Genomic DNA, 11,946 nt, shown 5'->3' with positions numbered 1-11,946 from the left:
TTTGTCAGCTTTATCATACTTGGCACGAACGCCTTCTGCCTTCTTCAGGTTTTCCTCGGAATCTTCACCTTCAAGTAAAGAACGAAGTTCTGTCTTCATAGCTGGCAACGCTGAACGCTTTTCATCAAGTTGCTTTTTAACAGCAGCTAATTTTTCATCTAAAGTCATCTAGTGACCCTCCTTATTTTTTGTATAAAAATAGGCACCGATTATTCGATGCCCTTGAGCAATTCCTCTTTATTCAGTTGATAAAGCATCTTGCGCCGCTTAAGTTCCCATTCTGGCGGCTGATCTAGCGCTTTTATCTGTTCCAACGATCGTGCTCCGACCTTTACCTCAGTGTCTGGATAAGCAGGTGTTGTCACCGGCGAAACATCAAACAGATGATCAATGTTGTTGATTGTGCGCTCGTATTTAACCCCTCGTTCGCTTGACTTTTGCCACTTTTGCGCGTCTTTGTCTGGCGCAATCGTAAATGCAAAGCTTGACTGACTGATAATCCCTTGCCGGACGTTTTCTAGTAAGTCACGACCGAGTTGTGTATCTGGTGGCGTCAGAGTGTACTTAAGTCCAGTGTCGTCAATGGTCAGTTCCAAATTAACGCCAGTGCGGCCTAACACTTGGTTTTGATCATGGTTAAATAGCGCCACGACATTGCTCATATCAGCATTGTCGAGCGCATGGCGGTCAATGTGCTCACGAAAACTAAATTCACCGCCGCCCATGATTTCAGATTTCCGGTCAAATTTAAGCGCATAACCTTCGATGACAGTTGGATGTTTCTCATCCCCATCACGAATTTGCATGGGTGTCGCTGTCATTCGCAGCTCCTTTGTCATTAGCATCACCTCCCTTCAATTGCGATGCGTGTTCAGCTTGATATGCTTCCTTTTGATCAAGGAACACTGTGTTAAGTGTCGACTGAATACGATCCATGTTCGGGTCTTTTAACGGTTTCTTTCCAAGCTCCGCACGTCCCTCGTTTCCAGTCCACAGTCCGCCATTAACTGCTGTATTGACGTCAGCAATCGGCAATCCGTTTACTGATTTTGTGTCAAAGCCAATGCGATACTGATGGCGCTGGTTGTCATCAAGCAACTTTAGTTCAAACTCGCTTGTAATCGGTTCAAAGTAAAATGGAAGATCATTTCGAATATAGTCATCAGCAAGCTGCTTAACTGACTGATTGGGACTATTTTGGGCTAATCGATACGCTGGCACCCGTAAAGCCTTCGCAATCTGCGCTGTTGAATAGTTATTGCTGTTAATCAGATTAAGAACGTTGGTATCAACTTCCAACGGCTGATAATCCATCGTCGCGTCAACTATAATTGGCGATCCAGCATCAGCACCTGCCTGTGCCCTTTCAAAATCTTCACGAATCTTCTGGCGTGCTTCGGCAGATAGGCGGCTCTCTTTTGCTTTGATAATTGAGCCTTTCAATCCGCTCTTGAAGAACTTTTGAAGCGTGGAAACACCGGATTCTTGAAGTCCAATCTCATCACCTAAGGAAAGTAGCGGCGAGCGGCCCATGATGGTGTCATATGAAAAGAACTTCCAATGAATAACATCCTCAAAACTGCAAACTTTTTGAACACTTGCGTTGTATGGTGTGAATCGATAGACAAGATTCTCGGGATCGCTTGTGTCCACCTGCGTCTGTGATGGGGCATAGAACTCAAGCATAGCTGGTTCGTTGGTTATCGGATCGCGCACAATCCGCGAATAAGCATTGCCAGTCAAAATTGCATTGACCATCATGGAAAATTTCCACTGATATGCTGATAAACGTTTGTTAACCTTTGTGTTCATCAGATAATCAATGTCAGACAAGTCTATCACTTCATCGGTTGAGCTGTCAGTAATCACTAACGGGAACCGGCTGACGTCACCAGCGACAATTGATACTGCTGTTAGCACATCAGAGTTGCGTAACGCTGAAATCCCAAGATAAGCCCCACGAAATGACGGAATCACCCCTGAATCAAGCAAATTATCAGCCCAATGGGGATCTGCTTCTGTTGCAAGTCCTCGAAATAGCTTCATTCAATCACCTCCCTTCGTTATCAGGAAGCAACAGAATAAAGGCGAGAACAAACAACAATCCGCCGCAAACCATGAATCCAGTAGGCCTATTGATCAAAAAAGCCCCATATCCAGCTAAAATGAAGCCTAAAACAGTGGCAATTCCAGCCATATTTGCGCCAAGAATTCTAAAAAAGTTAGCTAGTTTTCCATTCACGTTCTCACCTCCTAGAAGCCAAAATCATCGCTGAAGACACGCTCATCGTCCAAGTAGTTGTCCAAGTCTTCCTTGAACGCGATGGCATAAGCATCAAGCGTGGCATCAATCATGTCTATTTTGTTAGCATACTTATTCTTATTAATACGGACGCCGTTGTTGTCAGACATTAGAACCGCGTTCATTGCGGCGGCCTGCATAATGCGATTATCTGAATGCTTTATGCGACCGCCTATAACATCATCGCGGAACTGCTTAGTTGGCATTGACAGTGTCAGCGTTCCTTGTCGCACCTGTACCATCGGCCACTCAGGATGATTCTTCTCAATTGCCGTTAGCATTGGTCCAAATTGATAAGGGTCGTACATGATACCTTGAACATCTAAGTCATTACGTTCAATGAAGTCTTCGAGCCATTCATATACCCGATCGTTGTCGATGATACCTGACTCTAAGCTGCTGATCTCTCCTTCGCCGTGTTGTTCAGCAGCCAAGTAGTCAATCCGATCCGTCTTGATTTTGTTATCAATTCCGCCTTTAGAAGCGACAAATGCATAACCATCGAGCCACCACCAGCCTTCTTGCGGGATTAACCAAGTAATGGCAAAAAGGTCGCTTGTACGACCAACATCAATACCAATCCAAGCTCTTTTGCCGCGAATATCAGGCTTTTCACTCAATTCAGCATCCTTCCAAGCATCGAAGTCTAAATAACTATCTTCAGTCGCTTGCCGCCAAATGTTGAAATTCTTGACCAGTTTTGCATTTAAACTGCCATCAGCACGTGCTTGAGATAGCTTTGTGGTCAAATAGTCGGTGATCTGATCATGCACAATATCAACGTCAAGTAGCGGATTCGATTTAATCCAAGAATTGGGGTCATCAACCTCTTGTACGTTGTCTTGTTCAGCAATGAATGCAAAATAGCGTTCTGCCGTTTCTTCACCGGACAACACCTTTTTGGCATATGGATAATTTTGTTGAAACATCGGCACGTTCATGTCGAATCCAGCCGTTGAAATGATGAACGTCAGATAACTAGGGAGTAACACCTGCCCTGAGGCAAGGGTTTCAATCATATCTGTTGTTTTAGCGTTGGCATATTCGTCAACCACCGCAACATGGGGTTCATAGCCATCGACAAGTCCTGTATCACGAGAGAACGAACGAATTGTTGATCCGTCGTCTAAATTGACAAGTTCATCTCGCGTAATCTTAACCATTCGTTTGATGCCTGGGTCTTTCCGCATGAGCGCACGTAATCGGTCTTTTACCATTCCGAATACAATGCCGGCCTGCTTGCGATCGTTAGCAGCGGTATATAATTGCCGTTTGTTGGCTGGATTCTTTCCGAACAGAAACTCATACAGAATGACGCCAGAAATCAAAAGCGACTTACCGTTTTTTCGTGCCATCGAAATGAACACATCGGTAAATCGCCTTATATTTGGATCATCTTTGTCAACCCAGCCATATATACTGCCAATAATGAATTTTTGAAACGGTGCTAATGGTTGTGGTTTCCCACTTTTTGGTTCTGGCAGAATTTCCATAAATTTAACAGCCTTTCCCGCTAGATTTGGATCATAACGCCATCGCCAATCTGTTCGTTTCAAGTCTTCTTGATGCCGTTTCACCGCGAGATTAACTGCATTAGAAATAATAAGACGACCGTCCAGCACACGTTTTATAAAATTAGGCATTGGATCTTTAAATTTTGACAACCAGCATCACCTCCATCGCGTCTAGCCAAAAGTATCAATGATTGAATCGTTCTTCTGTGCTTCGGTCTTAGGCATGCTCATCTGCATCCGGCTGTTGACATTAAGGCCAAGATCACTGGCTAGACTTTTAATATTTGCTGTAGCTTTATTCAAGGTGCTAATGTACGCATAATATTCATCTTGATCTCCATTCTTTAAAGCCAATTTCATGTTGACCGATGTGTTTTTGTAAACCGAATACCATGTACAATAGTTTTCCAACTCGGCGCGATCGAGATTTCTAAGTGGTAAGGTCCCCAAAGATTCGATAATTCGCTTGTATTCTTGTTTTGCGACTGGGTCAAGATGATTAGGCGGTGTTACCTGAAGTTTTGGAATGCCATCTTTGGCCATCAATTCCGCATGTAGCTTGGCTTCTTGCCGTTCTTTGGTCAAATCACCCTTAGACATTTGCAACACTTTGTATTTTCCAGCCATTTCCCACTTCACCTCCTAATATCTATATAAAATGGGCTGAGTTTACCCCTGCCGCCTTAAAAATCGTTACAATTTGGGGTGCAAAAAAGAGGCCGACCGTTCTTCCGCTTCGAGAAATGTAACCCCCGATAAAAATGGAGGGGGGTCTGGAGGATTTCAGCCCGTTTGTTCGCCCGATAAATTTCTTTCAAAAATTCAATTTTTGTAATTTTTATTTTTTATTTTCTTGAATTTTGCAAATTTGTTTTCTGATTTCATTTCGTCAAGTTTGTTCATCACTTTGATGAGTTGACTCACATCTCGACCTTGCTTAGACAGTCTCTGGATGCATGTGTCTCGGTCAGTGTCGATGAGTATGTGTTCGACATCTCGACTAGCAAGCAATGTGTCTAGCTTCTCATCTGGATATGTCATGACTAACCACACATGGTCGAAGGTCTGCTCTGCTTTAAGCTTCCGCAGTATCAGCTCATAGATTAGCTGCACATAATCATTGGCGTCTATATTGCCCTGATGTAATGGCAGGCCTGTTAACGCCGCCATAAGATGGTCGTAATCATAGACGAGGTCATGCTGTCCTTGATGTCGCTTGACGTACGTTGACTTACCACTTGCTGGATAGCCAACGATTACTGTAATCTTCATGGCTCGATGCTGTCCCTTCTTACGCTTGGTTGTCTCACGTCTCGTCTTCCAATAGTGGCAGTCCCTGCATAAAGCCTGCAGATTATCCGCTTTCGTGCGGTCTTCCCAGTCATCTTCGCTTGGAACAATATGATCAACCAATGAGGCTTGCAGGCCACAGCGTTGGCATAAACTGTTGTCTCTAATCAATATCTGCTCACGCAGCTGCTTCCATTCATTACTGTGATAGAACCTAAGGTAGTCCGACTGCTGCTCATTCCGCACACGGTTGTACTGCCTATCCGCCTCCGATCTAACACGAGCATTTGCATCAACCAATTGTGGTCTGCCATTTATAAAGGCAAGCTTCTTACTTGGCATGGATATCTCCCGTATACGATGTGTTAGTCATGCCCATCACTCCTCATACAAAAAGAATTGCACATGCTAAATTGCCTCCAGTCTTGATGCACATGAATATTAGTTGATATCATTCGTTTGTCCAATACCTGTGTATTGATATTGACTTGCGTCTTCGCCGTTACGATATTCGATGTTGTAATGTTTTGGATTGACATGTTCATCGTCAGCATTCCATTCGAGATTGATACGAACTAGCCCGTGATCTGGAAAGCTACTTATATATTTGCCATCAATCCAAACACGAGGCACATCATTAATGTCATCGAATTCGATACGAACATGCGGAGTGCTTGCGTTCTGTGATGACTGCTCCTGCTTTTGCTGATAGTCAGTCAGCGCTTTGTCTAGCTCTGCAATGAATGATTCGCTAAATTTGGGATTATCAGACAGCGTGACGCCTTTTAGTTTTGTCATGATTTTCCCTCCGTGTATTGTTTGATCTTGTCAACCCGCAAGTCACACCAGCGGTCATGCTTCCTGTTCGATTTATATACCGTGACCACGGGAAACGATCGATAGCCTTGTTTCCGGAACCGTTCAATGTCACGCTCGTCTGCTGTGACTGTTTGCACCGGCATGACTTGTGACAGCTTGAATACTGTTCGCCGGCACTTTTGACAGTGCGGCTTCGTGTAGATAATTGCTTGCATGTGTTTCTCTTCTCTCGATAGCTTCTCAATGATTAATTGCTCTGTTCGGCTTACATATCCGTATCCGACACGTTTCATTCCGCTAGACATAATAGATCGCCCTCGTCTCGTGGTCCGAATATTCGACCAATTCGAACGTTTTGTGAGCAACAACCCCGAGGTCATCTGTCCACTTATCCGTAGGTTTTCTCGTAGACATCTGCCTTTGAACGAATCCACCTAAATCCTTGCTCATTTCGCTATGCATGTGCCCCGTTATCAGCTCGCGGTTCTGCGCTGTTCCTAACATGAAGCCGAACTCATCAAGATATTTTGCAAGGTAGTTGTTCTTACCTTTATCACCATGAGTAGCACCAATGAAGTTGTGGCCTAACATTGTGCCTTTGTAATGCTTCAGTGATATGTCCCAAGTGATGTTCGGCTGGTTGCTGTAGGCACGTTTCAATAGACGCGCAAACATATATCCAACTGACGGATCGTGGTTACCTGGCGCATACATGACCTCACACTCATTGGCGTTCTTAATGATTGCTTCAATCAACGTCTCGAAGTATTGCTCCATTTCGTTCACAGTCTCTCCTAGGTCGGTTGTTTCGAGCTGTGTGCCCTTTGCTGTGGTCGAGTTGATATTATCCACATGAGCAAGATCACCGCCCAGAATGAGCAATATTTTGGCGTAGTGGCCGCGTTGAATGATCTCTAGTTGCCGTTTAAGTGATTCAGCATAGAGGTCGAATGCGTGGCCGTTGAAATGTGTATCAAAAGCAGGAATGACCAAATAGCGATCTGATTCCACAAAAATAGGAGCCTTAGCTTGATACGGCTCCTTGTGTGTGATGATGTCATTCATCAGCGATTCATATTGTTCTGCTTCAACTAACGGCCTGATTTGTATCTTGCTTTGATACAACGTTGCTTCAGGCGTCTGCTTCCAGAAGTTGCTTGTGGCACGTACAAGCTCCCACTTGGTGTAATCATACCCGTGAGCTTCCAGCACCTCTCTAGGCGTCATTTTGTGACCCCTGACAACCTTTAGAATGGTTTCACTGGACTGTGTGCCGTCTGAATCGTATTCATTCTTGACTGGTTTTTGGAACTCGATACCAAGCCGTCTTGCTTTTCCCTGCAACGCATCATAGCTAATCCCGAGTTTGTCGGCTGTCTCGCGTCTGGTAAAGCCTTCAGAGGCGAGCTTCCTAATGTCACTGATTTGTTCATCTGTCCATTGCATCTACTCGCCTCCTGAAATATGTATAAAATAGCACCTCACATGAAGTGAAGTGCTATAGTCCGGTGCCTTCTACTATGGACCCCAAGACTAAAAGCGAGCGGACGGAGTTGCGCCGTCCTGTTTCAGCATCGAGTAACTAGTATCAATGTCTATTCTGTTGCTCGCATAATTGATGGGCGATCCGTACCAGCCCCATCTTGGTCTCAAAGCTATAGTCAATGAAACGCTTATCCTTGTATCGATAGCAAGGCAATCTCACGCTCCGGCCACGCGTCGGCCTCACGTCTCGGCAATATCGCTGGTCGGGATTTGCACCCAACATAATCGAATCCTCAGATGTACGAGCTTGCTTTATCGTACACGACGATCTCACTGAATTCAGCGTCTACCTATTCCGCCACAGCGATTTGCTCGCTCTCCCAGTGTCAGATGGGGTCATCGCAAGCTGTGTCCGGTCGCTAAACTGGACAATGTGGCATGCGGGAATCGAACCCGCCTGACTATCTCAGCCAGTCCATTTGCCACGCCTTGCCACAGCTTTATCATCACTGAGGCTCGGAGGAAAAAACGGTGTCTCAGGTTTCTCACCTTTGGCACAATACAATAATATGACGGAAAAACAGTTGAAATGTCTCACAAAGGTCTCATCTCGATTTCAACCAATGGACAAATCTCGGCGAATGCAATTAGCGCTTCTCGTTTTGTTCGATAATACTGGGCTTTTGATAAAAAAAGCTTGTCCATTATTTGCTTGTCACTATATCGTTTGGTTAAGTAAGAGCTTGTTAGTATAATCCGATGATTCTCTGATTCCAGAGATTCAATGGCACCTTCACAGCACGCTATATAGTACAGCTCGTCAGCGTGTGATACGAGTTTGTCCTCGGCTTTATTTCCATAGCTGGGTGACTTAGGCATGCCGTCCATCACGGGACTTCTAAGCGCTATTTTGGTTCGTTGAGCGAGCCGCTTGTGATGCCAGTAGTTCCCCAAGACCTCTTTGGCGTTTTCGATTGTTTTGTCATGATCAATTGGGCTAAAATATCTCGTTGCTCGCACCACTGCGTCCACTCCTTATGGTATAATTTGTCTGGGTTTGTAGGATAAGCGTGCCGTAGTGGTGCGCTTTTTTTTACCTGAACTGGAAGGCAGCAAGCCGTTGTTCAATCTTTGGAGCGGCCGCCTTGAAGACTGGATAAAGCGCTTTTGCAAGTCCGTCCATTTCGTGCTCATATTTTCTGCGTTCATACATGAGCTGTTCCTTGCGCGCTCGCATGACTGCTCGATGCCGATCATTCATTTATTTTCCTCTTTTCCAGTTAGCCCACATCCACATTGCAGCGCCTGAGATTAGCAGCATGACGGCAATCATTGTTTTCCCTCCAGCAGCTGTTTGTCCTCAAACCTGAATGCATATCCATTGACGGTGTTTCGCTTACCCTGAAGCACCAAAGTAATATCTCCGTTTGATTTCAACCCTAGAAAATATTGTGCATCTTTCACCGACTTAAACTTTCCAATTTCGACACCGTTTTTCAACATTATAATAGGCTTGTGCTTCTTTTCTGAAACCTCAGCAACTCCTTTTAGATAATTTTCATTCCATGAAAGCCACTGCATGTTACTGAACTCGTAGCCTTTATACGGATTGATTCTGTCTACGGAAGGCTTTGATTTTTTAGAGTAGTCATCTGCCACCCAAAGATTAAACAATCTCAAAAACTCAGAGTTATTCATGGCCCACGTTTGAAAATCGCCAAGGGTAAAAGAAAGCGTTCCGTATCCTTTTAACTCGTTTCGACTAGACAACTTTTGAAACAAGTTGGTCAGCATTCCTTTTGGCGTGTGTCTGTAAACTTCTGTTGCATTTTCAAACTTAGAATTTGAAATATCTCTCCACGCTCTGAACTTAATCTCTTGTTTCATTTCTCCGCCTCCGGTGCTTCCTGACTAGACCAGCTATAGTATTGAATTCTATGTCCATCATCATCAAACTCAGGTTTGTCTTCTGGACGATCTGTTTCCTCCGGTTGAGATAAAGCCATTTCTTGAACCAAACTAACAGCATATTGATAGGGCTCAGCCATAGATTGGTAACCAATGTCGTCTTCAAATTCAAACTGTTGACGGTTGCATTCTTTTTTGTAAAGTCTACGCGCTTCCTGATAGGATAGCCCGCTACCAATGCAGCCATTATCGCCTGAATAAACACTATATCTCTTCATTTTTCCGCCTCCATCACATAGTTGTGATAACTCATACCCAGCTTGTCTGCTCGCCTTGCTATTTCAACACAGATTGTTTTAATAACCGACTTTAGGTCCTCGTATGACACGCCATAATAGCTTTTATTCATCAAATCAACGATCTTATTGGCTGCTTGTAGTCCGGTATCGCCATGACACATGTAATGTGCATAGTCATCGAGCGAGACTGCATTACGAATCAAAGCGTCGACTCTTAGCTCAACTGTCTCAATGTCACCGTCAGCAGTCATAAGATACTGAAGAATACTACCAAGGCTTTCAATCCTTGCGTTTCCACGAAAATGTTTTAAATAAATGTCTTTGTCTGCGGCCACTCTTGCCGCCATTGAACGCCAAGCTTTATTCTCAGGTGTTCTAGTCATATCCGCACGACCTCCCCATTCTCTTCGACTTGCCATGCTTCCAACACCCACGCACGAGCAAAGGTATCGTGTCGATCCTCCGACCCGGCTATCCTTCGAGTTGTCTGAAACATGTCATCACCATTTTTCTCTCGATCCATCAATGATATGCTTTCAAGTTTGACTATTTTGTTACTCATTATTCCTTCACCTCTCTGTTAGCGGCACTCGTTGCAATTCGTTCAATATCGGCTTCTGTTACACCAACGCCAAAGCATTTTGCTGTTTCAAAGTTATTTTCATTTGTGATCACCGGCTGTTTGAAATAAGCCAGCATTTCAGTATTTGAGATATACGATACCGCCGATAGATTTAGCAACTTCCCGCTGTCTAGCTTAATCAGCATCGTCAGTCACCTCCCACTGACTCAATGGTTCTTCCTCAATCTGCGCATCTAGCTCGCGTAACAATCCAAGCACCATTGCAAGGTACCAGAATCGGTCCTCCTTCATCTGACTACTCATCGCGTATCTCCAATAATTTCCATCCTTTACACGTCTTGTGCTGTCTCGCGTGGTGCAAAGCGTCACTGATAAGCCCAGTTGACGCTCCAATTACTGATGCAGCGTGCCTCATAGAATTGAAAGTGACCTTAATTCCGCTTGGGCTTATACCATAAAACGGCTTTTGCAATTTAGCAGCTGTACGCTTAATTCCATCTCCGTAGTGTCTGTTGTATAGCGGCGTGCAATATTCCAAATTTTCAACGTGATTGTTTTTTCGGTTCATATCTTTGTGGTTGACCCATAAATCAGATGGTCCAAAAAATGCAGCTGCAACTAATCGGTGCACTCGGTATGCTTTGCGCCTTCATTGCTTAGACAAAGCAACATACAAATATCCGCAGTTGTTCTCATACTGCTTCATCATTTTGCCTGCACGTCTCTCGACACAAATTGATCCGGCTGCTGATTTCTGAATGATTGCTCGTGGCATAGATCTAACTCGTCCTTTGCTCGACACCTCATACCAGCCTTCAAATCCAACTACTGGTCTCCATTCCTCAGTCATCGCTATCACACCAGACTTTCTCGCAGTCTTGCAAGCCGTAATGTTCGATCTCTGCTTCGGTGAACTTGCCGCGAAGTTTTTTATCCGCTGGGCAAATTGCCAACAAATCTCCATCAAGCGACTTGTAATACCAAACATCTTTAGTGTGTGGCACCTTGACGTTCCACCGCTTTGGCTTCTCAACCGTCCAACCGTTCACGTAGGCGCGCATTAGGCGGTCTTCAAGAAGTACCTCATCGTCTGCCTGTCGTTCATGCTCGCGTGCATATCTTTCTATGACTGATGCGGGACGCCACACGGTTGTGTTTTTGGCCTTTTTTAGCATCTTGTCTTCTTCCTCGCTCACCACGACCTTCGCCGGGGCCTCTACTAGCTCGACCATGTGGCCGCCAGAACGGTTTGCATCATGTCGTGCGCTAATTGTGTCGATATACCATTCGGCATCATAGATTTCATCTTTCCAATAAACCGTGCCGAATGTGTCGGTTCGAAGCCACTCACCATCATCGTTCTTTACCGCGTACATTTTTTCTTCGCTCATTTTTCGTCCTCTACTTTCTTGATAATCAGTGGTTCCGGAATATTGACTTTAATGTCATCACCACGGGTGTTGTGCGATTCCGTGTGCTTGGCCATGTTCTCGTTTATCCATCGGATACACTGAGATTGATACTTGGCTCGATAATACTCGGTTTCTGTGTTTAATCCTGCTACTACGTACATTTGTGTGCCTCTCATTTCGCGCTGACTGACTTCACAGCCTGATCTGAATAGTCCTTGATGCTCTGCGCGTCTTTGATTGCCTGTGATAAGTCATTGTTTGCCTGTTTGGCGGCTTCTAACTGTGATGTAAGGTCGTTGAATTGTCCTGTTGCTTAGCATCGACCTCAGCCCGT

General features: G+C 44.7%; 19 protein-coding genes and 3 pseudogenes. All 22 read right to left on the bottom strand.

Features of this window, described 5'->3' with window-relative positions:
• A pseudogene (locus BVJ53_RS14320) lies at nt 1-168 on the bottom strand (phage major capsid protein); the annotation flags it as partial.
• Nucleotides 169-209: 41 nt separating this feature from the next.
• A complete protein-coding gene (locus BVJ53_RS14315; protein WP_015764348.1) occupies nt 210-839 on the bottom strand; it encodes an HK97 family phage prohead protease in 630 nt (209 codons plus the stop codon).
• A complete protein-coding gene (locus BVJ53_RS14310; protein ID WP_129302945.1) occupies nt 793-2,046 on the bottom strand; it encodes a phage portal protein in 1,254 nt (417 codons plus the stop codon). Before BVJ53_RS14310 ends, BVJ53_RS14315 begins: the two co-directional genes overlap by 47 nt.
• A 4-nt stretch (nt 2,047-2,050) precedes the next feature.
• On the bottom strand, nt 2,051-2,242 hold the full coding sequence (locus BVJ53_RS14305; protein WP_003661399.1) for a hypothetical protein: 192 nt from the start codon (nt 2,240-2,242) through the stop codon (nt 2,051-2,053).
• An 11-nt stretch (nt 2,243-2,253) separates the two neighbouring features.
• Complete coding sequence (locus tag BVJ53_RS14300) at nt 2,254-3,966, bottom strand: terminase large subunit (protein ID WP_129302944.1); 1,713 nt, start codon at nt 3,964-3,966, stop codon at nt 2,254-2,256.
• 21 nt (nt 3,967-3,987) lie between these two features.
• A complete protein-coding gene (locus BVJ53_RS14295; RefSeq protein ID WP_005712753.1) occupies nt 3,988-4,443 on the bottom strand; it encodes a P27 family phage terminase small subunit in 456 nt (151 codons plus the stop codon).
• 195 nt (nt 4,444-4,638) lie between these two features.
• The gene (locus BVJ53_RS14290) at nt 4,639-5,448 is read right to left on the bottom strand and encodes an HNH endonuclease (protein WP_005688561.1); all 810 of its coding nucleotides are present in this window, start codon (nt 5,446-5,448) and stop codon (nt 4,639-4,641) included.
• Nucleotides 5,449-5,547: 99 nt separating this feature from the next.
• A pseudogene (locus BVJ53_RS14285) lies at nt 5,548-5,895 on the bottom strand (hypothetical protein); the annotation flags it as partial.
• Nucleotides 5,896-5,900: 5 nt separating this feature from the next.
• Nucleotides 5,901-6,230: a thioredoxin domain-containing protein gene (locus BVJ53_RS14280; RefSeq protein ID WP_129302943.1), complete on the bottom strand. Its 330-nt coding sequence runs from the start codon at nt 6,228-6,230 to the stop codon at nt 5,901-5,903.
• Nucleotides 6,223-7,371: a GcrA family cell cycle regulator gene (locus tag BVJ53_RS14275; RefSeq protein WP_129302942.1), complete on the bottom strand. Its 1,149-nt coding sequence runs from the start codon at nt 7,369-7,371 to the stop codon at nt 6,223-6,225. The genes BVJ53_RS14280 and BVJ53_RS14275 overlap by 8 nt, the downstream gene beginning before the upstream one ends.
• 633 nt (nt 7,372-8,004) lie before the next feature.
• The gene (locus tag BVJ53_RS14270; protein WP_015992527.1) at nt 8,005-8,433 is read right to left on the bottom strand and encodes an ArpU family phage packaging/lysis transcriptional regulator; all 429 of its coding nucleotides are present in this window, start codon (nt 8,431-8,433) and stop codon (nt 8,005-8,007) included.
• Nucleotides 8,434-8,503: 70 nt separating this feature from the next.
• Nucleotides 8,504-8,671 carry a hypothetical protein gene (locus tag BVJ53_RS14265; protein WP_158280592.1) on the bottom strand — a complete coding sequence of 56 codons (168 nt, stop codon included), beginning with the start codon at nt 8,669-8,671 and terminating at the stop codon, nt 8,504-8,506.
• A gap of 68 nt (nt 8,672-8,739) precedes the next feature.
• Entirely contained in the window at nt 8,740-9,297 is a 558-nt protein-coding gene (locus BVJ53_RS14255; protein ID WP_129302940.1) for a hypothetical protein, read from the bottom strand.
• Entirely contained in the window at nt 9,294-9,596 is a 303-nt protein-coding gene (locus tag BVJ53_RS14250) for a hypothetical protein (protein ID WP_129302939.1), read from the bottom strand. The genes BVJ53_RS14255 and BVJ53_RS14250 overlap by 4 nt, the downstream gene beginning before the upstream one ends.
• Nucleotides 9,593-10,036, bottom strand: a complete 444-nt coding sequence (locus tag BVJ53_RS14245; RefSeq protein WP_137296003.1) for a hypothetical protein — start codon at nt 10,034-10,036, stop codon at nt 9,593-9,595. The genes BVJ53_RS14250 and BVJ53_RS14245 overlap by 4 nt, the downstream gene beginning before the upstream one ends.
• 142 nt (nt 10,037-10,178) lie before the next feature.
• Nucleotides 10,179-10,385 (bottom strand): hypothetical protein, encoded by a 207-nt coding sequence (locus BVJ53_RS14235; protein WP_070543920.1) that lies wholly within the window; start codon nt 10,383-10,385, stop codon nt 10,179-10,181.
• Nucleotides 10,375-10,503: a hypothetical protein gene (locus BVJ53_RS15500; RefSeq protein WP_269149336.1), complete on the bottom strand. Its 129-nt coding sequence runs from the start codon at nt 10,501-10,503 to the stop codon at nt 10,375-10,377. Before BVJ53_RS15500 ends, BVJ53_RS14235 begins: the two co-directional genes overlap by 11 nt.
• Nucleotides 10,496-10,831: an HNH endonuclease gene (locus tag BVJ53_RS15635; RefSeq protein WP_129302936.1), complete on the bottom strand. Its 336-nt coding sequence runs from the start codon at nt 10,829-10,831 to the stop codon at nt 10,496-10,498. The genes BVJ53_RS15500 and BVJ53_RS15635 overlap by 8 nt, the downstream gene beginning before the upstream one ends.
• Before the next feature lie 18 nt (nt 10,832-10,849).
• Nucleotides 10,850-11,050, bottom strand: coding sequence for an NUMOD4 domain-containing protein (locus tag BVJ53_RS15630; RefSeq protein WP_129302935.1), 201 nt, complete (start codon nt 11,048-11,050; stop codon nt 10,850-10,852).
• Nucleotides 11,043-11,591: a DUF1642 domain-containing protein gene (locus BVJ53_RS14220; RefSeq protein ID WP_129302934.1), complete on the bottom strand. Its 549-nt coding sequence runs from the start codon at nt 11,589-11,591 to the stop codon at nt 11,043-11,045. The genes BVJ53_RS15630 and BVJ53_RS14220 overlap by 8 nt, the downstream gene beginning before the upstream one ends.
• Nucleotides 11,588-11,773 carry a hypothetical protein gene (locus tag BVJ53_RS14215; RefSeq protein WP_014569476.1) on the bottom strand — a complete coding sequence of 62 codons (186 nt, stop codon included), beginning with the start codon at nt 11,771-11,773 and terminating at the stop codon, nt 11,588-11,590. The genes BVJ53_RS14220 and BVJ53_RS14215 overlap by 4 nt, the downstream gene beginning before the upstream one ends.
• Before the next feature lie 11 nt (nt 11,774-11,784).
• Nucleotides 11,785-11,946: pseudogene (locus tag BVJ53_RS14210) on the bottom strand (endonuclease); the annotation flags it as partial.

It is taken from the genome of Lacticaseibacillus chiayiensis (genome assembly GCF_004123795.1).
In the GTDB taxonomy this organism is placed as follows: Bacteria; Bacillota; Bacilli; order Lactobacillales; family Lactobacillaceae; genus Lacticaseibacillus; species Lacticaseibacillus chiayiensis.
This window is presented reverse-complemented; position numbering and strand designations above follow the sequence as displayed.

Bases quoted from the DNA above. Each gene is read 5' to 3' on its own strand.
- BVJ53_RS14315 (WP_015764348.1), bottom strand. From the start codon at position 839: ATGACAAAGGAGCTGCGAATGACAGCGACACCCATGCAAATTCGTGAT.
- BVJ53_RS14310 (WP_129302945.1), bottom strand. From the start codon at position 2,046: ATGAAGCTATTTCGAGGACTTGCAACAGAAGCAGATCCCCATTGGGCT.
- BVJ53_RS14295 (WP_005712753.1), bottom strand. From the start codon at position 4,443: ATGGCTGGAAAATACAAAGTGTTGCAAATGTCTAAGGGTGATTTGACC.
- BVJ53_RS14290 (WP_005688561.1), bottom strand. From the start codon at position 5,448: ATGCCAAGTAAGAAGCTTGCCTTTATAAATGGCAGACCACAATTGGTT.
- BVJ53_RS14280 (WP_129302943.1), bottom strand. From the start codon at position 6,230: ATGTCTAGCGGAATGAAACGTGTCGGATACGGATATGTAAGCCGAACA.
- BVJ53_RS14275 (WP_129302942.1), bottom strand. From the start codon at position 7,371: ATGCAATGGACAGATGAACAAATCAGTGACATTAGGAAGCTCGCCTCT.
- BVJ53_RS14265 (WP_158280592.1), bottom strand. From the start codon at position 8,671: ATGAATGATCGGCATCGAGCAGTCATGCGAGCGCGCAAGGAACAGCTC.
- BVJ53_RS14255 (WP_129302940.1), bottom strand. From the start codon at position 9,297: ATGAAACAAGAGATTAAGTTCAGAGCGTGGAGAGATATTTCAAATTCT.
- BVJ53_RS14250 (WP_129302939.1), bottom strand. From the start codon at position 9,596: ATGAAGAGATATAGTGTTTATTCAGGCGATAATGGCTGCATTGGTAGC.
- BVJ53_RS14245 (WP_137296003.1), bottom strand. From the start codon at position 10,036: ATGGCAAGTCGAAGAGAATGGGGAGGTCGTGCGGATATGACTAGAACA.
- BVJ53_RS14235 (WP_070543920.1), bottom strand. From the start codon at position 10,385: ATGCTGATTAAGCTAGACAGCGGGAAGTTGCTAAATCTATCGGCGGTA.
- BVJ53_RS15500 (WP_269149336.1), bottom strand. From the start codon at position 10,503: ATGAGTAGTCAGATGAAGGAGGACCGATTCTGGTACCTTGCAATGGTG.
- BVJ53_RS15630 (WP_129302935.1), bottom strand. From the start codon at position 11,050: ATGACTGAGGAATGGAGACCAGTAGTTGGATTTGAAGGCTGGTATGAG.
- BVJ53_RS14220 (WP_129302934.1), bottom strand. From the start codon at position 11,591: ATGAGCGAAGAAAAAATGTACGCGGTAAAGAACGATGATGGTGAGTGG.
- BVJ53_RS14215 (WP_014569476.1), bottom strand. From the start codon at position 11,773: ATGTACGTAGTAGCAGGATTAAACACAGAAACCGAGTATTATCGAGCC.